Below are 20,051 nucleotides of genomic sequence, written 5' to 3'. Positions count from 1 at the left end.
CTAGGATCGGCGTCGTGCAGCGGAATCGAGAGCGACAGCGGCGATCACGATCAGACCCTTGGCGATGAGCTGCCAATGTTGACTGACGTTGAGGCTGTAGAACACGTTGGTCAGCGTCGCGAGGATCAGCAGACCGACCGCGGAGCGCCACATCGCGCCCTCTCCGCCGCGCAGCGACGTTCCACCGACGACAACGATTGCAATGGCGTCGAGCGCGATGTTCGCACCGACATCCGCCTGCCCGACGGCTAGCCGCGACGCGTCGATCATCCCCGCGATCGCGGCAAGCGCGCCGGTGAGCACGTACACGCTCGCAGTGATCGACGGAACCCTCAGTCCCGACAACCAGCCGGCTTCGGTGTTACCACCGACGGCCTGCACGTTTCGTCCGATCGTCGTCTTGGCCAACACGATGCCGCCGACGACCATCGTCAGGATCAGGATGAAGATCGGAGTCGGGATACCGAGCGTGTGCGACTTCGATAGTGCCTGGAAACCGGGTTGGGAGACGATGAACGGTGCGGAGTTGGAGTAGATGTAGGCCAACCCCGAGATCACCGACGCAGAACCGAGCGTCGCGACGAATGGGTTGATGTGAAGTTTCGCCACCAACAATCCATTGGCCAATCCGCACAGTAGACCCGCGGCCAACGCTGCCGCGCCGGCCAATGCCACCGAACCGGTGGAGATCGTGACGCCGGCGAACACTGTCGAACCGAGTGCGTACGTTGCGCCCACGGACAGGTCGAATCCACCCGAGATGATCACGAATGTCATACCGACAGCGATGATTCCGACGGCTGCGTTCTGGACCAGGATGTCCCGGATGTTCGCCGGCGCCAGGAACCCGTCGTACAGGAACGTCGCGACGACGACGAGCAGCACCAGCACGACCAGCATGCTGTACTTCACCAGGAAGGTGCTGGGACTGGTCTTCTTCTTCGAAGACTTGTCGGGAGCGGGACTGCTCGCGACCGGGTTGGTGTCGATTGACGTACTCATGCTGCATCCTCTCGAAAGCCGAGCTTGACGATGTCGGCCACCGTGAATGTCGGTGAACCTGCTGGAATGTCGTCGACGATCCGCCCGTGCGCGAACACGAGCAGTCGGTCGGCGACTGCGAGAACTTCCTCGAGTTCGGAGGACGTGACCACGACGGATGCGCCTTCCTCGGCCAAGTTGACGAGCGAGGCGAGCACCTCGGACTTGGCACCGATATCGATACCGCGCGTCGGTTCGTCGACGAACAGGACCTTCGGTGTGTGCCCAGCCCACTTGGCGAGCAACACCTTCTGCTGGTTGCCGCCGGAGAGGTGGACCACCGGTTCGCCGAGGCGGCCGGGGTCGAATCCGAAGTACCGCACCGGTTCCGACGCCCCGTCACGCTCTCGTCCCGGACGGAGCCATCCGAACGTGCGTTTCGAGCGGCCGAGCCAGTAGTTGCTGGCACCGTCCATGTTGAGTACGAGGCCGGCACGTCGACTCTCCGGAACCAGAACCAGCCCTGCGTCGATGGCCGCGCGAGGACTCTTGGGCCAGGCGATCTCGGCACCGTCGAGCGTCATCCGACCTGTGGCTGCCGGTTCCATACCGCAGATGGAGCGCATGAACGTCGTCCGGCCGGACCCGACGAGTCCCCACAACCCGACTATCTCGCCCTGGCGGACGGTGATGTCGAGACCGTGCAGGACGTTCGGCAGCGACACGTCCTGTGCTTGCAGCACTGTTTCGCCCAGCGGCCGGCGTTCGGCACGCACAGCGACCTCGACGTCGCGGCCCACCATTTCCTGGATGAGACGCTTTCGATCCCATTCGGCACGGTCCGCGGTGCGTACGATCGTTCCTTCTCGCAGCACGGTGATGCGGTCCGCAAGTGCCAGAACTTCTTCCAAGTTGTGGCTTACGAAGATGATCGTCGTGCCCTGTGAACGTAGGCGGTCGAGCACCCGGTACAACGTATCCCGCTCGTGCTCGGCCAGAGCCGCGCTGGGTTCGTCGAGCATCAACACCTTGCTGTCCGCCTGGACACCGCGCATGATCTCGAGAATCTGCTGGGTGGACACCGACAACTCACGCACCGGGACGCCCGCCGGGATGTCGACGTCGAAGTCGACGCACATCTCGGTGAATCGGGCTCGCATCGCCTTCCCGTCGAGAATGCCCCGCCGGGTGAGATTCTGTCCGAGGAATACATTGGCCACCGCATCGAGCGCGGGCACCATCGTCAGTTCCTGGTAGACGGCCGCAAGACCGAGTTGGCGTACTTCCCGGGGGTTGCCACCGTGCAGTTCGGTGCCGAACACCGTGATGGAACCCGAACTGGCTTCCACACGGCCGCTGATCATGCCGAGGAGAGTGGACTTGCCTGCGCCGTTCTCCCCCACCAGAGCGTGCACACTGCCTGCTTCGATCTGCACCGTCGCCGACTTCACTGCGCGATTGGCGCCGTAGGTCTTGCTCACCTCGATGCAGTCGATCGCGGTCGACCGCGTTTCGTTCACAGTCATCTCGCGCCTCTAGTACTCGGCCGTGAAGTCGGCGACGTTGCTGCGCTCGGCGAACGGTGTACCGGGGAGGGAGTCCGACGTGGACAGATCGACGAACCGCGCGGTGTCGCGCTTCTCGACGGTGTCGGCGAGTCCCTGGATCGCCATGCGGGTCTCGAGACGCGGAAGCATCATCACGCTGCTGGTGATGGCACCGGAAGAGACGTTGTCGAGCGCCCACTGATCGCCACCGAAGTCGTACACCGAGACATCGCGGCCTGCGGTCGCCTGCACGACCCCACGCGTCATGCCGGAGAAGTTCGACATCACGACGTCGAGATCAGGGTTGGCCTGCAGAATCGTCTGTGCGGCTTGGAAACCCTTGGGAGTGGTGTAGTCGGTGGTCTGCTTGGCGACGACCTGGTACCGGCCGTCACCGTCGAACGCCTGTGCTGCATCGAAGAAGCACAGCGTGTTCGCGTTGAGGTCGGGTCCGGAGATCAGCGCGATCTTGGCGCCGTCGGGATGGTCGGCTTTGACCTTCTCCACCCATGCTTCGTAGACGTCGAGGGTCTGCCCGCCTACGTAGTTGACGGTGCCGGGCTCCCAAGTCTCCTCGCCACTGTTGGTGGCGCGGCCGCAGATGGGGAGGTTGAACACCGAGACGATGATGTTCTTTTCGGGTGCCTGCTGAGTCAGCATGTTGCACACGAGGTTTCCGTCGTTCGGCTCGACAGCGAACGCGTTGTACTTTCCGCTCGTGATCGCATTCTGCATCTGATCGAACTGAGTCTGGGCGTTGAACTGTCCGTCGAAGACATCGAGTTCGGCGCCGAGTTCGTCGGCTGTCTTCTTCGCCTCGTCGATGGAGGCCTGCAGGTAGGCGTTGCTCGCTCCGGCGGAGAAGTACGCGATCTTCAGATCGGATGCCGAGTCGACAGTGGGAACTGTCTGCTCGCGCCCTTCGCCGGAGGAGTCGGCGACTGCGTCGACCGAACAGGCGGGCAATACGGTGAGCACTGCTGCCGCGGCTGCGATGCTCATGGTGCGAAGCTTCATGATGGTCCTTTGAGTTTGGAAGGGGCGTTCAGTTCTCGGTCCACGTGTCGTAGATGTCGCTGAGGGACGCGAACCAGACGCCGTCGTGACCGGACATGTAGTCGAGGAGCTTCTCGAACATGATGATGTGGTGCGCGCGAGCAATGGTCTGCGGATGCACCGTCAGGGCCATGACTCCGCCTGGGACGTTGTCGTAGCAGTAGTCGAAGTGGTCCTTCCAGCGCTCGTACATCGACGCTGTCGACTCGAAGCCCTGGTTGACGCCGGGGATGTACTCGGCCGCGGGGAAGTCGTCGAGGAACCAGGACACGGGGAACTCGAGAATCGGTGACGGGGCGCCGAGGACGCTTCCCTCTTCCCAGCGCACCTCCACCGGACGCGGATGGTACGGCTCGAAATCGCGGCCCATGAGCGAGGAGTCCCATTCGAAACCGTGCTCTTCGAGGATCGACATGGTGTGCTCGGTGAAGTCCCAAGCCGGCGAACGGTATCCGCGCGGGCGCTTTCCGACGTACTTCTCGTGCAGCTTCAGGGTCTTGTCCATGAGGTGCCGTTCGGTGTCGAGATCGAGCGACGGCACCGATTCGTGGTAGCACCCGTGAGCAGCGACTTCCTGTCCTGCGTCGACGATGCTCTGGAAGGCGTCGGGAAACGTCTCCATGGAATGTGTGGGGGTGCACCAGGTTCCGGCGATCTTGTAGCGATCGAACAGTGAGAGCATCCGCGGCACACCGACCTCGGCGCAGAACTCACCGCGGGAGAGGTAGCTGGGGCTGGTCTTGCCGAACGTTCCCATCCAGACACTGTGTGCGTCGAAATCGCAGCCGATGTTGACGGCGATCTTCTTACCTTCGGGCAGGTTCAGAGGCATTTGTCGAGGTCTCCTTCTATTCGGGGAGTAGGTCTGCGGAAAATGTGCGATACAGCGGGTTCCGGCGCTGCCGATCGAAGAACGTCGTCGCCGCTCCCGTCTTTCGGTTCTCCGCAAGCAGGTCCAGGTCCAACGTGGCCGTGATGACGTCCTCGACGTTCGTCCGGGCCTCGGCCACCACACCGTCAGCGCGGAAGTCCAGATCACACGGGCTCAGGATCGACGCCCTCGCCCAGCCCGGTGACAGTGGTGCTCCGGCGAAACCTGCGATCGGTGCGTGTACTGCGTAGACCTGGTTCTCGATGCATCTCGCTGCCGCGGTGTGCCGGACGCGATAGAAGCCGGCCTCGGTGAACGTGTACGACGGCATCAGCAGAAGTTCGGCTCCGCGCCGTGACAGAACCGTGCTGACCTCCGGTATCTCGGCCTCGTAGCAGACCGCGATTCCGACGGTGACGTTGCCGAGATCGATCGGATCGAGTCGGTCTCCTTCACCCGTTCCCCAGTCGGCCTCGGTCGGGAAGATATGAGTCTTCTCGTGCCGGTATTCGGTGCCGTCCGGAGTGAACAGAAAGGCCGTGTTCAGCAGCCCCTCCTCGGTGCGCACGAGATGTGTGCCGGCGAGGATGTTCTGACCACGAGTGCGGGCGAGGTCCGCGAACAAGGCGCGGTAGTCGTCGGTGTACTCCGAGATACGTCCGAGTTCGGAGATCGGATCGGACTGCCACCCGGGCTTGACGGTGAACAGCGGCTCGGTGACGAGCTCCGGGAACACGACGATGTCGCTACCGTCCGTCTGCTCTGTCAGCCCTCGGACCTGTGCGGCGAAGGCGTCGAAACCGTCGAGCTCGCGCATTTCGAATTGCACCGCGGAAACGGTGACTGTCCTGCTCATAATGAATCTCTCTCTCGTTCGGGCTCTAGCGAGCGAGCAGGCCGCCGTCGATGACCAGATCGGTTCCGGTGACGTAGGAGGACTCGTCGCTGGCGAGATAGACACAGCCATAGGCAATTTCGCTCGGTTCCGCGCCCCGCCCCATCGGCGTTCCACCGATGACGCGTGCGTTGATCTCCGGATCCTGAGCTTCGGCGAGAGGCGTTCGAATCCACCCGGGCACGATCGAGTTCACTCGAATTCCCTGCTGCGCATAAGTGATTGCCGCATTTCGGGTCATGGACCGTACGGCTCCCTTGGCAGCCTGGTACGCCGCGACGCCGACGCCACCGACAACCCCCCATGCCGAGGACAGGTTGATGATCGAGCCTGCCCCTGCCGCGAGCATGGACGGAACGACCGCGCGCATACCGAGCCACACACCGGTCTGATCGACGCCGATGACCCGGTCCCACTCGTCGACATCGATCTCCTCGATGCCGGAGTATGCGATGACGCCTGCGTTGTTGACCAGTACGTCGATGCTGCCGTGCTCGGCGAGGATGGCCTCGACTGCGCACTGCCAGGCCGCCTCCTGCGAGACGTCGAGGGCGATGGAGTGTGCACCGTCGATCCGTTCGAAACTGTCGGTCAGGTCGGCCGCGTATACCGTGGCCCCCTCGGCCACGAACGCTTCGGCCGTCGCGCGTCCGATTCCCTGTTGCGCGCCGGTGACCAGCGCGACCTTGCCGTGCAACCTGTTCATGGTGGAGCGTTCGCTTTCTCGGGTAGGGGCGCTCATTGCGCGAGGTATCCGCCGTCGATAGGCAGTTCGACGCCGGTGACGAAGGCTGATTCGCGCGACGCGAGATAGACGGCGCCCCAGGCGACATCCTCGGGATCTGCACCGTGTCCGAGCGGTGTGGCGTCGAGGTAGCGAGCGTTGAGTTCGTCGGTCTGCCCGACGGTCATCGGCGTCTTGATCCAGCCGGGAAGAATCACGTTGGCGCGGATCCCGTCGCGGGCGTAGCTCACGGCCGCGTTCTTGGTCATGGTGATCACCGCGCCCTTGGTGGCGTGGTAGGCCGCGACACCGGGCACAGCTGTCGATCCACAGATCGAGGACACGTTCACGATCGACCCTGCGCCGTTGGCGCGCATCGCCGGAATGACGGACTGCATACCGAACAGCACGCCGGTCTGGTTGATAGCGACGATGCGTTGCCACTCGTCGACGGGTGTCTCCACGATGTCGTGGTAGCCGGCGACGCCCGCATTGTTGACGAGTACGTCGACCTTGCCGTGGGCGGCCAGCACGTCCTCCAACAGTGCCGACCACTGGCCTCTGTCGGTCACGTCGTGCTGACGGATCGCAACCGCACTGTCCCTGGTCAGGCCTTGGACGTCGGTCGCGACGACGGTTGCGCCCTCCAAGGCGAAACGCTCGGCGATACCCAACCCGATACCGCCCGCCGCACCGGTCACGATGGCCACTGATCCGGACAGACGTCCCATCATGCCTCCTTCTGCTTGCCTCACCGAGATCGGTGATGCGCATCCGATTGATGCGATGGCTGAACAGTAGGAACTACTCGGCAGTGGGCACGTCCGTAGATTTACGTATGCGGGACGCTGGGAGGATTAGTTTTCACGGGCGTAACAGAAGACACCTCAGTGGGAATGCAGCGGCTTCCCCGCCAGAGCGAGGTGAGCTTCCCCGAAGGCCTCGGACTGCGTCGGGTGCGCGTGGATCAGGTGCGCGACTTCCTCGGGATATGCACCCCAGTTGACGACCAACTGCGCTTCACCGATCAGTTCGCCGACGCGTGCGCCGACCATGTGAATGCCGACGACTGCGCCCCCGGCTCGCACCAGCTTGACCCCGCCCGACGCGCCGAGGATCTGACTCTTGCCGTTGCCGGCGAGGTCGTAGACGACGGAATCCGCGGAGCCGTGGCGCTCGAGCGCCTGCGCTTCCGTCAGTCCGACGGACGCGATTTCGGGGTTCGAGTACGTGACCCGGGGGATGTTCTCGTCGGGGACCGGGACGGGCTTCAGACCCGCGATGTGCTCGGCGACGAAGATTCCGTGCTGAAATCCTCTGTGCGCCAACTGTGGTCCCCGGACGATGTCGCCGACGGCGTAGACACCGTCGTCCGAGGTCATCAAGTTTCCATCGACGCCGACGAATCCCGAATCCATCGAGACGCCGCCGAGGTCGGACGTAGTGGGCCCACGCCCGACCGCGACCAACAGAACATCGGCATCGAGCGTCTCCCCGGAGTCGAGGGTCACTGTCACACCGTCTGGGGTTTCCTTGACGCCGGTGAACGGCGACGATGTCCGTGCGGCGATGCCTCGTTTCTTGAAGGCCCGGGTGAGCTGTTTGGACGCCCACTCGTCCTCGGCTGCAACCAGTCGGGGCAGTGCTTCGACGATGGTCACCTCGACGCCGAACGATGCCCACACACTGGCGAATTCGACGCCGATGACTCCCCCGCCCAGCACGATCGCTCGTTTCGGGACGTAGTCGAGGGTCAACGCCTGGTCGCTGGTCAGCACTCGCGGCCCGAGTTCGATTCCCGGTAGCACCTTTGCGTACGACCCGGTTGCGAGGACCACCGATGATCCGGTGATCCTGCGGCCGTCCACGTCGACGGTCTTGTTTCCGACGTATTTACCCGTACCGCTGATGAATTCGATCTTGTGAGCCTTGACGAGACCCTGCAAGCCCTTGTACAGCTTGGAGACCACGCCGTCCTTGTAGGCGTGGACGCCGGCGATGTCGATACCCTCGAAGGTCGCACGAACCCCCACCGACGAGCTCTCCCGGGCGGTGTCCGCCACCTCCGCCGCGTGGAGGAGGGCTTTGGTCGGGATGCACCCGCGGTGCAGGCAGGTTCCTCCGACCTTGTCCTTCTCCACCAGGGTGACCGAAAGTCCCAGTTGCGCAGCACGAAATGCAGCTGCATACCCGCCCGATCCGCCTCCGAGGACGACGACGTCGCTCATGCCAACGCCACCAGGTTCATCGGATCGGCGAGGATCGACGCGATGTCGGCCAGGAATCTCGAGCCTTGCTCACCGTCGACCAGACGGTGATCGAAGGACAGGCTGAGTGTCGTGACCGAGCGCAGAGCGATCTCCCCTTCGAACTCCCACGGCTGACGACGGATCGCGCCGAAGCAGAGGATCGCTGCCTCCCCTGGGTTGAGGATCGGGGTCCCCGAATCCACACCGAAGACACCGACGTTGGTGATCGTGATGGTGCCGTCGGCGAGGTCGGCCTGGCCGGTCTTGCCTTCCTTGGCCGTCACGGTCAGCTCGGTCAACGCGTGCGCGACGTCTTTCAGACCGAGAGTGTGTGCGTCCTTGATGTTCGGGACCATCAGCCCTCTGGGTGTCGCGGCAGCGATGCCCAGATTGACGTAGTTCTTGGTGACGATTTCCTGATTCTGTTCGTCCCACTCGGAGTTGAGACTCGGATTGGAGCGCAGAGCGACCAGCAGTGCTTTGGCGACGAGCGCCAGCGGGGTGAGTTTGATGTCGCGGAAGTGCTTGGTGCCGCGTAGTTTTTCCAACAGTTCCACCGACGGTGTCACGTCGACGGTGATGAACTCGGTGACGTGCGGCGCGGTGAATGCGCTCGACACCATGGCTGCCGCCGTGTGCTTGCGAACTCCCTTGATGGGAGTGCGGGTTTCGTTCTTCACCGTGCCCGAGACCGGGGCTGTGTCGCGCTCGGTGTACGCAGCCAGATCATCGCGGGTCACCTCGCCATGTGCACCGGTCGCCGATACGTCCGCAAGGTCGATTCCCTGCTGCTTGGCGACGAATCGGACCGGTGGGGACGCGAGCGGTCTACCGTTCGACGGCGGCGGCGACGCGGGGGCCGCCGGGCGACGGTTGCCGCGTCGGCTCACGCCTTCGCCGGCAACGCCGTATCCGACGAGAACCGGGACACGTTCTTCCTTCTCGGCTGGCTCTTCGGTCACGATCTCGGTCGAGCCGTCGGATACCTCGATGATGACGCTGCCCACCTGGACTGTCGAGCCTTCGTCGGCGCGCAGTGCCGTGACCGTACCGGCGAACGGCGACGGCAGTTCGACCGATGCCTTGGCGGTTTCCACCTCGGCTATCACCTGGTTGAGTGCGATGGTGTCACCGACCTTCACCGACCAGCTGATCAGTTCGGCCTCGGTGAGTCCTTCGCCGAGATCGGGTAGGCGGAAGCTGTTCGTCATACCGGGAACGTCCTGTCCACTGCGTCGAGAATTCGGTCGGCGTCGGGGAGGAAGAATTCTTCGAGCTTCGCCGCCGGATACGGGGTCGAGAATCCGCCGACGCGCTGGATGGGTGCTTCGAGACTGTAGAAGCACTGATCCTGCACTCGCGCAGCGATTTCTGCGCCGATTCCCATGAACGTCGCTGCCTCGTGGGTGATGACGAGCCTGCCGGTCTTGCGGACCGATTCCGCGATGGTGTCCATGTCCAGTGGCGAGAGCGAACGGAGGTCGATCACCTCCAGCGAACGGCCCTCCCCCGCGGCGACGTCGGCGGCCTGCAACGCGGTGACGACGAGTGGTCCGTAGGCGATGACGGTCGCGTCGGTCCCTTCGCGGACGACCCGCGCCTTGTGGAGCGGATAGGCGTCGTCGATCGGTAGGGTGACGTCGACTTCACCCTTCTGCCAGTACCGACGCTTGGGCTCGAAGAACAGGACCGGGTCGTCCGACGCGATGGCCTGGCGCAGCATGACATTGGCGTCGGCGGCATTGCTGCAGCTGACGACGCGAAGACCGGCGGTCTGGGCGAAATACCCTTCCGGGGATTCCGAGTGATGTTCGACGGCACCGATTCCGCCGCCGTACGGCACGCGGATCGTCAGGGGCATCTTGACGTTGCCACCGGTGCGGTAGTGCAGCTTCGCGACCTGCGAGACGATCTGATCGAACGCGGGGTAGATGAAACCGTCGAACTGGATCTCGACGATCGGCCGGTATCCGCGGAAGGCGAGTCCGACTGCGGTGCCCATGATTCCGGACTCGGCCAGTGGAGTGTCGATGACGCGGTTGGGTCCGAAGTCCTTCTGCAGGCCGTCGGTGATGCGGAAGACCCCGCCGAGTTTGCCGATGTCTTCGCCGAGCAGCACTACTTTGGGGTCGTCTTCCATCGCCCGACGCAGGCCTGCGTTCAGCGCTTTACCGAGCGGAAGCTGCGGGGCGGCAAGGGTCGCGGTCATGACTGAGCTCCTTCGAATCCGGCGAGATAGGTGGCGTAGGCGTCTCGCTCCTCGGCGATCAGCGGATGCGGGTCGGCGTAGACGTTGTCGAACACCGACATCGCCTTCGGCTCCACAGTGCCGAGGCATCCGCGGCGGAGTTCCGCTGCGGTCCACTCGGCCCGATCCTCGACGCGTGCGCGGAGTGCGTCGTCCATCGCTCCTTCGGCGTCGAGCAGTCGCTCGATGCGGTCGATGGGGTCCTTCTTCTTCCACTCGTCGTCGACTGCCGCCGACCGGTAGCGGGTGGGATCGTCGGAGGTGGTGTGCGGTCCCATTCGATAGGTGACGGCCTCGATCAGCATGGGTCCGCTGCCTTCGCGTGCGCGAGTCAGAGCCATCCGGGTGGCTGCGAGAACGGCCAGCACGTCGTTGCCGTCGACACGCAGTGCGGGAACGCCGAAGCCGCGGCCACGTTCGGCGATCGTGATGTGTGTTTGCAGAGTCACCGGCTCCGAAATTGCCCACTGGTTGTTCTGGCAGAAGAACACGACAGGGGCGTTGAAACTTGCCGCGAATCCGAATGCTTCGGAGATGTCGCCTTGGCTCGTGGCGCCGTCGCCGAAGTAGGTGATGACGGCCCCCTCGGCTCCGTCGAACTTCATTCCCAGGCCGTATCCCGTGGCATGCAATGCCTGGGATCCGACGATGATGGCCGGCGTCGTCATGTTGTACTCGTACGGGTTCCAGCCGGATTGTGTGGAGCCGCGCCAGAACCGCAGCATTTCCGTCGGGTCGACGCCGCGGCAGTACGCAACGCCGTGTTCGCGGTAGCTGCCGAAGACGAAATCGTCGGCGTGCAGAGCACGTGCGGATCCCACTTGAGCGGCTTCCTGTCCGAGGAGGGGAGCCCAGAGGCCGAGTTCTCCCTGACGCTGGAGTGCGGTGGCTTCTGCGTCGATACGCCGCACGACAACGAGGTCCTCGTAGAGATCACAAAGCTTCTCCGTCGTGATGTCCTCCACGAGGCCGGAAAATTCGGAAGGCGCGGTTCGCGTGCCTTCGGGTGTGACGAGTTGGATGAGGTCGTCATTGCTCGCCCGTGAAATTGCGGTGTCCATCTCGGCCTCCATACAGTTGCACTGTTACCTGGAACACAACCAAGAATCATCAGAAGGATCAATACATCACTTAGAAGTTGAGCACTCTGCATGATTCTGGGTAACGAAAACGTGCTTACCTTGTGCGCACTGACTGCTCGTGCGGCGGGGCGACCGGTCCCGGCCCGGCGCCCACACGGCCTCGAAGAATCAGGACCAACGCGACGGCCAGCAGCATCACCGCGCCCACTACCCACAGCCCTGCGCGCGCGTTCCCGGTGGCGTCGAGCAGCCACCCCGTCACGTAGGGCGCACCGAAACCTGACATGTTGCCCACCGAGTTGATGATCGCGATTCCAGCGGCAGCGCCCGCACCCGTCAAGAACGTGCTCGGGAGGTACCAGAACACCGGCAGTGCGCAGAAGACACCGACGGCGTTGACCGTCACCGCAAGCATCGTCGTGAACGGTGAGTCCATGTACAGCGCGAACGGGATGGAGACGGCACCGACGAGGGTCGGAATCGCGACGTGCCAGGTACGTTCACCGGTTCGGTCGGAATGCCGGCTCCACAGCACCATGGCCACGGCACCGACGGCGAACGGAACGGCGACGATGAGTCCGGTTGTGACGAGGGAGAAGTCCGTATCGAACGTCTGCTTGAAACCGGCGACGATGCTGGGCAGGAAGAAACTGAGCGAGTACAGCCCATAGGTGATGCCGAAGTACACGAGGCCGAGCATCCACACGCGGACGTCGCGAAGCGCTCGTGTCACCGAGCCACTGACGTGTCCACCCTTCGCGGAGTCCTCGGACTCCAGTTCAGCGGTCAGCCATGCCTTTTCGTCATCGTCGAGCCATGTGGCCTGGGAGGGCCGGTCGGTCAGGTAGAACCAGGTGACGACGGCGAGTAGAACCGCGGGAAGGCCTTCGACGAGGAACATCACACGCCAACCCGACAGCCCGAACAGTCCGTCCCAGTACTGGATGATCGCGCTGGACAATGGCGCACCCAAAGCCGACGAGACCGGCAACGCCAGGAGGAACAGGCCCATCAGCCGGACGCGGTACGCACGCGGGAACCACATCGTCATGTAGAGCAGCACACCGGGGAAGAAGCCGGCTTCCGCGATACCCAGCAGAATGCGCAAACCGTAGAGCCAGCCCGCGGTGGGCACGAAGGCCATGCCCGCGGCGATCACTCCCCACGTCAGCATGATGCGGGCAATCCAGCGCCTGGCACCGAACTTGTGCAACGCCAGGTTGCTCGGCACCTCGAAGAGCAGGTAACCGATGAAGAACAGTCCGGACGCCAACCCGAACATCGTCTCGGTCAGGCCGAGCTCGTCGCTCATGGTGAGTTTCGCGAGCCCGATGTTCGTTCGGTCGAGGTAGTTGACGAAGTAGGCCAAACCCAGGAACGGAATGATCCGTCGGGCGACCTTCTTGACCACCCGCGTTTCGATCTCGGGTTTCGGTGCGTCTGCAGGCATGTGTCTCGGCTTTCTCGGTGGTGAGAGTGACCTGGGACACGTTATGGGCTGGAGCGCGCTCAGCCTATGGAGGAATCGACCACTCCCGCGGCGTCGGCACGTGCGGTTTGCCCTTTCCGATCTCCGTGTTAGCTTTAGTAGTCACATCGACTACTAAAGGAACAGCACATGACCGCGTTCACTGAATGGCTCGCTTCGATCGCGTTCGTGTCGTTCGGCGCCCCGACATCCTGGGTCGAAGTCATCGGATTCGCGACGGGAGCACTGTGTGTCCTGCTCGTCGCGCGACAGTCGGTGTGGAACTGGCCGATCGGAATCGCGAACAACGTCGCGTTCGTTCTCCTGTTCGTCGGTGCCGGGTTGTACGCGGACTCGGCCCTTCAGATCGTCTACATCGCGCTTGCCGTCTGGGGCTGGATCACGTGGACGTCCGGCGGACACCGAAAGACGACGATCGTCACCGCGACCTCGGTTCGGGAATGGACATGGCTGGCCATCGCGGGCGTCGCAGGCGTCGCGGGCATCACCATGCTGCTCTCCACGGCAACGGAATCCGTTGTGCCGTTCTGGGACACACTGACCACCACGCTGTCACTGCTGGCGACGTGGGGGCAGATCAACAAGCGTCGGGAATCGTGGTTCCTGTGGATCGCCGCCGACGTGATCTACGTGCCGCTGTACCTGTACAAGGATCTGGTCCTGACGGCCGTGCTCTACCTGGGCTTCATCGCCCTGTGCGTGGGCGGCCTGCTGGCGTGGACTGCATCGATGCGCGACGCGGAACTGGTGGAGGCCTGAGATGTGGAACCACGCGCTGGTCATCGGGAAGTTCTATCCGCCCCATGCCGGCCACCACGCCCTTGTTCGCTTCGCCGCAGCCCGTGCCCGACGAGTGACCGTCGTGGTCATGTCCTCGGCGTTCGAATCGGTCCCCCTGGAACACCGAGTCGCCTGGATGTCCGAATCACACAGCGTGTCCGAATCACACAGCGTGTCCGAATCACAGGCGGGCGACGCCGGGGTGACCGTCACCGGGATCGTGTGCGATGCGCCGATCGACCACACCTCCCGTGCCGTGTGGACTGCGCAGGTGGCCTGTATGAGGGCTGCGGTGAGCACCGTGACCGACACCGAGGTCGACGCCGTCGTCAGCAGTGAAGCCTACGGCGACGAACTCGCGCAGTGGTTCGATGCGACGCACGTGCCGTTCGACCTGCCTCGATCGGCGGTTCCCATATCCGGCACCGCCTGTCGATCCGACTTGGCATCGTCGTGGGACATGCTCGATGCCCCCGCGCAGGCCGGTCTTGCCACCCGCATCGTCGTCGTCGGCGCGGAATCGACGGGCACCACCACGATCAGCGTCGCTCTGGCAGAGCACTTTCGACGACGCGGGGGCGTGTGGGCGCGTACGGGGCTCGTGGACGAGTTCGGCCGACAGGACACCATCGACAAGCTCGCGGCGGCGCAGAAGGTCGCCCCGGATGCGGAGATGGACGACATCGTCTGGACGGGTGAGGACTTCGCGCGGATCGCACGCACGCAGCAGGCGATGGAAGACGCCGCCGCCCGCGCTGGTTCGCCGATTCTGATCTGCGACACCGACGCCTTCGCGACGACAGTCTGGGAGCGCCGCTACCTCGGCCCGGAATCTCGCCGAGCCGAGAACGAGGTCGACGGCCGCCGAGCGCTGTACCTGCTGACCGATCACGTGGACGTACCATTCGTGCAGGACGGCATTCGGGACGGTGAGTCGATCCGAGCCGACATGACAGGATGGTTCGTCGACGCGCTCACGCGTAGTGGGCGGTCCTGGGTCATGCTGACGGGAAGCCTCACCGAGAGAACTGCTCTGGCCGTTCGAGTTGCAGAACAGGAGCTGGGTAGGCGCATGACCTTCACCGATCCGCTGGGAGTGGTATGAATTACGACGCCGCCCAGTATCCGAGGTTTGCCGTGACCGTCGACCTCGTTGCTCTGACGATCCGTGACGCCGATTTGTGCGCCCTTCTCGTCGAACGTGGCGAGGACCCCTTCGCCGGAAAGCTCGCACTGCCGGGCGGTTTCGTGCGACCGGAGGAATCCGCCACCGCCGCGGCGTCGCGTGAACTGAGCGAGGAGACAGGCCTGACCATCTTTCCGGGCTACGTCGAGCAACTCGGGACCTACAGTGCGCCCGATCGGGACCCTCGTATGCGCGTCGTCTCGGTCGCCTATGTCGCGTTCGCACCGGATCTGCCCGAGCCCGTGGCGGGAACGGACGCCGCTTCTGCCGCATGGTTGCCTGTCGGGGATGCACGGTCTCTCGCTTTCGACCACGACGAGATCCTCGCCGATGCCGTCGAACGCGTGCGTTCGAAGCTCGAATACACCACTTTGGCCACGAACTTCGTCTCCGACCCCTTCACCGTAAGGGATTTGCAGTCGGTGTACGAGACGGTGTGGGGGACGGAGTTGGACCGGGCGAACTTTCGCCGCAAAGTCCTGGGCACGGCCGGATTCGTGGAACCCGTCGACGGGGTCGTCGCCTCGACCGGCCGGCGTGGGCGCAACGCGCAGGTCTATCGCCCCGGACCCGCCTCGTCGCTGCACCCGCCGATTCTGCGCTGAACCGCCACCCGCCCTCAGGCGGAGCTACCCGGATTGGTCACACCCGGCACCAGGTGGGTGGACACACCGATGCGGTTCCAGGCGTTGATCGTGAAGATCTGAGCCAGCAGCTGGCCGGCGCGAGCAACGCCGGCCTCGCCGTCGAGACGTTGGTCTCGGTTCTCGAACTCACAACCCGAGGCCGGCGGCGAGGGTAGGCCAGCTCTTGGGCAGTTGATCGACCCAGTACGCCCACGAGTGGGTGCCGACATCCTCGAAATCGAAGGTGGCGGGGATGGCGAGCTCACGCAACCGATCGTCCAGTCTGTGGGTGCAGTAGTTCGATCCCACCTCGATGAGGCCACCCACCACGACGACGTCCCAGTCCTTGGCGGTCTCGAACTTCTCGTGCGGCCCCGGCAGCCCGGTTCCGACGGAGACGTAGATCGATTTGCCGCGCAACGCTTCGGCGTTGACCAGTACGTCGTGAGCCGCCCAGGCCGGGTCGAGCGGACTACCGAACATGTTGTCCGCGTTGCCGCCGAAGGCCGTGACGATCCCGCGCATACTGCCCTGGCCCAGCAGTTCCGCCGAGGCGAAGCAGCCACTGTACGCACCGACGGCCGAGTAGAGACTCGGATTACGCGACGCCAGCATCATCGCCGACTGCGCACCCATCGACAAGCCGGCGATCCCGTTGCGCCCGTTGCCGTCGAACTCGGCATCGATCAGCGGCGGAAGCTCCTGCGTCAGGAAAGTCTCCCACTTGTAGCGCCCGAGCTTCGGGTCGTCGCGCTGCCAATCCGCGTAGAAGCTTCCCGGCCCGGCGAGTGGGAGTACGACGTTGACGTTCTTGTCGCGGAAGAACTCGGCTGCCCCACCTTTGCGCAGCCACATGCTGTTGGTCGGATCCTCCTCACCGATCCCGCTGAGCATGTACAGCGACGGACGAGGTCCGCTCTCGGTCTCCGGGGTCAGCACCTGGACGTCGATGATCCGATCCATGCTCGGCGAGTACACCGCGAGCTGGGTGAGGGTGGTGCTGACGTCGACTCGGCTGTCGATCCTCGGGGCCGACGGTTCCGCAGTGGCGAGGGCGGGGATACCGACCCAGCCGACCAGAAGGACCGCGCAGAACACAACGAAACGCCATGCGTGAACCATGAAACCCCCGTGCTCGAGACGGCCCAGACGACCGTGTCCACCGGCAGTTTTGCATACGAAAACAATTGTGGGGCAACTTCGTACACAGACCGAGCGACAAACCGGCGAGTCTTCAATCGAAAGCGGGCGTACCAATCCATTCGATTGTTATCGGGTGCCCGCTCGGTCGGGGCTCGGCTACGCTCCCAACCCGGCCCCGGCGCGGGTGACCACCAGGCGAGGTACGACTGCGCGGGAAGAGAGCGACAGGACGCTCGTTGCGAGTTCGACGATGTCGTCGACTCGGATCATGGAGTCGCCGGGGATCTTGTCCTTGGTCCAGTCGCTCATGTCGGTGTCCACGTATCCGGGTGCAATGGAGGTTCCGCTGATGCCGTTGGCGCTTTCCTCGGCGTTCAGGGTTTCGACGAGTGACAGCATGGCGGCCTTGGTGGCTCCGTAGACGGCCAGACCTGCTTCGGAGTACACGCCCGCCATGGACGCGAGCGCGATCACCTTGGCTCCGCTGTCCGGGTTTGCTTGGACTGCGACGCGCATCAGTGGGATGGAGTTCTGCAGTAGATGGAACGGTGACCTCAGATTGACGTCGAGGGTCTTGTCGAAGCGGCGCATGGGGTAGTCCTCGATACGTCCTGCCGTCCCGACGCCTGCATTGAGGACCAATGCGTTCATGGATCCGTACGCCTCGGCGTGCGCGTCGGCGATTCGGTCGGCGGCCTCGCGATCGGCGAGGTCGGCGGCCACGGTCACCACGCGGGGAGCACCTGCCTGGACGAGGTCCTCGGCGACCTTCTCGAGCACCGCGCCGTCGCGCGCCGTGATCGTGAGCGAGTAGCCCGAACGCGCCAGACGTGTGGCGATTCCGAGTCCGATTCCGCGCGAGCCACCCGTCACCAGAGCAGTTTTCATTTCTTCCCCTCGATCGCGCGGAGTCCCGACGCCATGAATTCCTGTGTAGCTTCTGCTGCGGACGAAGCCCCGGGTCCGGAGTCGGAGCCGGACAACGCTCGGTGCGTGATGCCTTCGCCGATGACCCCCAGCTTGAAGTTCGCGAGGGCCAGATAGAAGTTCCACTCGGGCAGCTCGGAACCTGTTTCTCGGCTGTACATCTGGGCGAGCTCGTCCGCGGACGGGTATCGGTCACTGGTCCAGGCCGCGGACGTACCGAGTACCGCGTCGAACACGGGTTGCCGGTACACACACATCAGGGCGATGTCGGTGAGTGGGTCACCGAGGGTGGACAACTCCCAGTCCACCACTGCAGCAATGGAACCTGGATTCTCTCGCTGGAGAATGACATTGTCGATGCGGTAGTCGCCGTGCACGATGGACGCCTCGGACGACGGCGGCACCGCCGCTTCCAGTTTGTCCCGCAGTTTCTCCACATCCGGGAGGTCACGCGTTTTGACGGTTTCCCACTGGCGGGCCCACGTCTTGACCTGACGCCCGACGAATCCTGCCGGCTTGCCGAACGAGCCGAGACCCACTGCGTCGTAGTTCACCTGATGCAGGCGGGCGAGTACTCGAATCAGCTCGGATGTATTGGCCGCGACGTCCTCGTCGGAGAGACTGTCCAGATCCTCGCGGGTTCGGATGACCGAACCTGGATCGAACTCGACAACGGTTGCCGGAGCCCCCAATACGTCGCCGTCCCGGTCGAATGCCACCGTCCTCGCGACGGGTACATCGGTGGATTGCAGCGCGCTGGTCACAGCCCACTCGCGGGCCATGTCGTGTGCCGACGGGGTGAGACCGCTCGTCGGGGGGCGGCGCACGACCCAGGCGCTCGTGTCGTCGAATGCCTTGTACGTCAGGTTCGATCTGCCCCCGCTGATCAGTTCGACGCGCAGTTCACCGTCGAGGGCCACCCCGTTCTCACCGAGGAAGGCGGCGAGGGCCGGGGTGTTCATGCCTGGCAGTTCGGTCATTTCTCGGCGGCCTGACGTGCTGCCTTCTTGGCCGCGCCGACAACTCGCTTGGCGATTGCCCATCGGTGCACCTCGGACGGACCGTCGTAGACGCGGAAGGGCCGGACTTCCCTGGACAAGCGGGCCAACGGCAGGTCGTCGGACACTCCGAGCCCACCGCACATCTGAATGCTGCGGTCCACGATTCGGAAGATGGCCTCGGCCGCATAGGTTTTGGCGATCGATGTCTCGTTCCCGGCGTGCGATCCCTGGTCGAGGGCGAAGCATGCCCGAACAAGAAGGGCACGCGTCGCGGCGATGTCGATTTCGTTGTCCGCGACCATCTTCTGCACCATGCCGAGATCGCCGAGCGCGGAGCCGAATCCTTCGCGACGCGCCACGTGATCGACGGCGATGTCGTGTCCGCGACGGGCAGCGCCGAGCCATCGCATCACGTGGGTCATGCGCGCCGGTCCCAGGCGGACCTGCGCGTAGGAGAAGCCTTCGTCGACGGCACCGAGCACGTTCTCGTCGGGTACGAAGACGCTGTCGAAGAACACCTCGCAGTGTCCGCCGATCATTGCTTTGTCCAGGGTCCCGATGTGCCTGCCGACCTTGATGCCGGGAGTGTCGGCCGGCGCGAGGAACATCGTCGCACCGCCGCGGTCCCCCGGCTTGCCTGCAGTCCTGGCCATGATGATGAAGAACCCGGCGCCGTCCGCGCCCGTGATGAAGTACTTCTGCCCGTCGACCTTCCATCCGCCGTCGACCTTGACTGCGGCCGTGGTCAGTGCGGACGGGTCGGAGCCTGCACCAGGAGCCGGCTCGGTCATCGCGAACGCGGATCGAACATCACCGGATGCCAGCGGCGCGAGAAACTGCTCCTTCTGCGCCTGCGATGCGATGTGGGCAAGCATGTGCACGTTGCCTTCGTCGGGGGCTCCGATGTTCAGAGCGATGGGACCGAACAGCGAGTATCCCCCCTCTTCGAACACGGGCGCACGATCGCTCATGTTCAGCCCGAGGCCGCCGTACTCGACGGGGGCGTGCGGGGCGAAGACGCCTGCGTCCTTGGCTGCCTGCTGCAGGGAATTCCGCAGTTCGTCTCCGCCTGCATCGGCGATGTTTCCGAGGAACTTGTCCTCGATCGGCAGCACGGTCTCCCGTACGAACGTCCGCGTCTTGTCGATGACGGCCTGGACCTGGGGTGAATACGTCAGATCGATCGACACCGGCGCGCTCCTCGAATTCGGGCCGACCGAGCGATCGCTCGGTCAAGTCTCAGGTT

At 64.0% G+C, this 20,051-nt stretch carries 19 protein-coding genes; 3 read left to right on the top strand and 16 right to left on the bottom strand.

Features of this window, described 5'->3' with window-relative positions:
• The 12 genes from CH293_RS12470 to CH293_RS12415 form a co-directional block, all read right to left on the bottom strand.
• Positions 1-1,002 carry an ABC transporter permease gene (locus CH293_RS12470; RefSeq protein WP_037107980.1) on the bottom strand — a complete coding sequence of 334 codons (1,002 nt, stop codon included), beginning with the start codon at positions 1,000-1,002 and terminating at the stop codon, positions 1-3.
• Positions 999-2,507 carry a sugar ABC transporter ATP-binding protein gene (locus tag CH293_RS12465; protein ID WP_094720400.1) on the bottom strand — a complete coding sequence of 503 codons (1,509 nt, stop codon included), beginning with the start codon at positions 2,505-2,507 and terminating at the stop codon, positions 999-1,001. The genes CH293_RS12470 and CH293_RS12465 overlap by 4 nt, the downstream gene beginning before the upstream one ends.
• Positions 2,508-2,516: 9 nt before the next feature.
• On the bottom strand, positions 2,517-3,545 hold the full coding sequence (locus CH293_RS12460; RefSeq protein WP_037107975.1) for a sugar ABC transporter substrate-binding protein: 1,029 nt from the start codon (positions 3,543-3,545) through the stop codon (positions 2,517-2,519).
• Positions 3,546-3,573: 28 nt separating this feature from the next.
• A complete protein-coding gene (locus CH293_RS12455) occupies positions 3,574-4,416 on the bottom strand; it encodes a polysaccharide deacetylase (RefSeq protein ID WP_037107973.1) in 843 nt (280 codons plus the stop codon).
• Between the two features lie 16 nt (positions 4,417-4,432).
• Positions 4,433-5,311, bottom strand: a complete 879-nt coding sequence (locus CH293_RS12450) for a nitrilase-related carbon-nitrogen hydrolase (protein ID WP_094720399.1) — start codon at positions 5,309-5,311, stop codon at positions 4,433-4,435.
• 25 nt (positions 5,312-5,336) lie between these two features.
• On the bottom strand, positions 5,337-6,092 hold the full coding sequence (locus CH293_RS12445) for an SDR family NAD(P)-dependent oxidoreductase (protein ID WP_255122835.1): 756 nt from the start codon (positions 6,090-6,092) through the stop codon (positions 5,337-5,339).
• Entirely contained in the window at positions 6,089-6,805 is a 717-nt protein-coding gene (locus tag CH293_RS12440; protein ID WP_037108704.1) for an SDR family NAD(P)-dependent oxidoreductase, read from the bottom strand. Before CH293_RS12440 ends, CH293_RS12445 begins: the two co-directional genes overlap by 4 nt.
• Positions 6,806-6,961: 156 nt before the next feature.
• The gene (lpdA, locus tag CH293_RS12435; protein ID WP_037143112.1) at positions 6,962-8,302 is read right to left on the bottom strand and encodes a dihydrolipoyl dehydrogenase; all 1,341 of its coding nucleotides are present in this window, start codon (positions 8,300-8,302) and stop codon (positions 6,962-6,964) included.
• Complete coding sequence (locus tag CH293_RS12430) at positions 8,299-9,534, bottom strand: dihydrolipoamide acetyltransferase family protein (RefSeq protein ID WP_094720398.1); 1,236 nt, start codon at positions 9,532-9,534, stop codon at positions 8,299-8,301. The genes lpdA and CH293_RS12430 overlap by 4 nt, the downstream gene beginning before the upstream one ends.
• A complete protein-coding gene (locus tag CH293_RS12425) occupies positions 9,531-10,532 on the bottom strand; it encodes an alpha-ketoacid dehydrogenase subunit beta (RefSeq protein ID WP_094720397.1) in 1,002 nt (333 codons plus the stop codon). Before CH293_RS12425 ends, CH293_RS12430 begins: the two co-directional genes overlap by 4 nt.
• Positions 10,529-11,632 carry a pyruvate dehydrogenase (acetyl-transferring) E1 component subunit alpha gene (gene pdhA / locus CH293_RS12420; RefSeq protein WP_094720544.1) on the bottom strand — a complete coding sequence of 368 codons (1,104 nt, stop codon included), beginning with the start codon at positions 11,630-11,632 and terminating at the stop codon, positions 10,529-10,531. Before pdhA ends, CH293_RS12425 begins: the two co-directional genes overlap by 4 nt.
• 115 nt (positions 11,633-11,747) lie before the next feature.
• Positions 11,748-13,103 carry an MFS transporter gene (locus CH293_RS12415; RefSeq protein WP_094720396.1) on the bottom strand — a complete coding sequence of 452 codons (1,356 nt, stop codon included), beginning with the start codon at positions 13,101-13,103 and terminating at the stop codon, positions 11,748-11,750.
• Between the two features lie 168 nt (positions 13,104-13,271).
• Between CH293_RS12415 and pnuC the strand changes: the two genes are divergently transcribed.
• The 3 genes from pnuC to CH293_RS12400 are packed head-to-tail and all read left to right on the top strand — an operon-like array spanning position 13,272 to position 15,713.
• Entirely contained in the window at positions 13,272-13,901 is a 630-nt protein-coding gene (pnuC, locus tag CH293_RS12410; RefSeq protein ID WP_094720395.1) for a nicotinamide riboside transporter PnuC, read from the top strand.
• A 1-nt stretch (position 13,902) separates the two neighbouring features.
• Positions 13,903-15,027 carry an AAA family ATPase gene (locus tag CH293_RS12405; RefSeq protein ID WP_094720394.1) on the top strand — a complete coding sequence of 375 codons (1,125 nt, stop codon included), beginning with the start codon at positions 13,903-13,905 and terminating at the stop codon, positions 15,025-15,027.
• Positions 15,024-15,713: an NUDIX hydrolase gene (locus CH293_RS12400; RefSeq protein ID WP_094720393.1), complete on the top strand. Its 690-nt coding sequence runs from the start codon at positions 15,024-15,026 to the stop codon at positions 15,711-15,713. Before CH293_RS12405 ends, CH293_RS12400 begins: the two co-directional genes overlap by 4 nt.
• Positions 15,714-15,881: 168 nt before the next feature.
• Here the strand turns inward: CH293_RS12400 and CH293_RS12390 are convergent, their stop codons facing one another.
• From CH293_RS12390 to CH293_RS12375, 4 genes are all read right to left on the bottom strand, one after another.
• Positions 15,882-16,856, bottom strand: a complete 975-nt coding sequence (locus tag CH293_RS12390) for an alpha/beta hydrolase family protein (protein WP_094720392.1) — start codon at positions 16,854-16,856, stop codon at positions 15,882-15,884.
• A gap of 177 nt (positions 16,857-17,033) precedes the next feature.
• The gene (locus CH293_RS12385) at positions 17,034-17,765 is read right to left on the bottom strand and encodes an SDR family oxidoreductase (protein WP_037107957.1); all 732 of its coding nucleotides are present in this window, start codon (positions 17,763-17,765) and stop codon (positions 17,034-17,036) included.
• Positions 17,762-18,784, bottom strand: coding sequence for a phosphotransferase family protein (locus CH293_RS12380; protein ID WP_094720391.1), 1,023 nt, complete (start codon positions 18,782-18,784; stop codon positions 17,762-17,764). The genes CH293_RS12385 and CH293_RS12380 overlap by 4 nt, the downstream gene beginning before the upstream one ends.
• Positions 18,781-19,995: an acyl-CoA dehydrogenase family protein gene (locus CH293_RS12375; RefSeq protein ID WP_037107952.1), complete on the bottom strand. Its 1,215-nt coding sequence runs from the start codon at positions 19,993-19,995 to the stop codon at positions 18,781-18,783. Before CH293_RS12375 ends, CH293_RS12380 begins: the two co-directional genes overlap by 4 nt.
• Positions 19,996-20,051: the final 56 nt, after the last annotated feature.

It is taken from the genome of Rhodococcus sp. 14-2470-1b, from assembly GCF_002259415.1.
In the GTDB taxonomy this organism is placed as follows: Bacteria; Actinomycetota; Actinomycetes; order Mycobacteriales; family Mycobacteriaceae; genus Rhodococcoides.
Note: the sequence above shows the minus strand (reverse complement) of the source record. Positions and strands in the feature narration are given on the sequence as shown.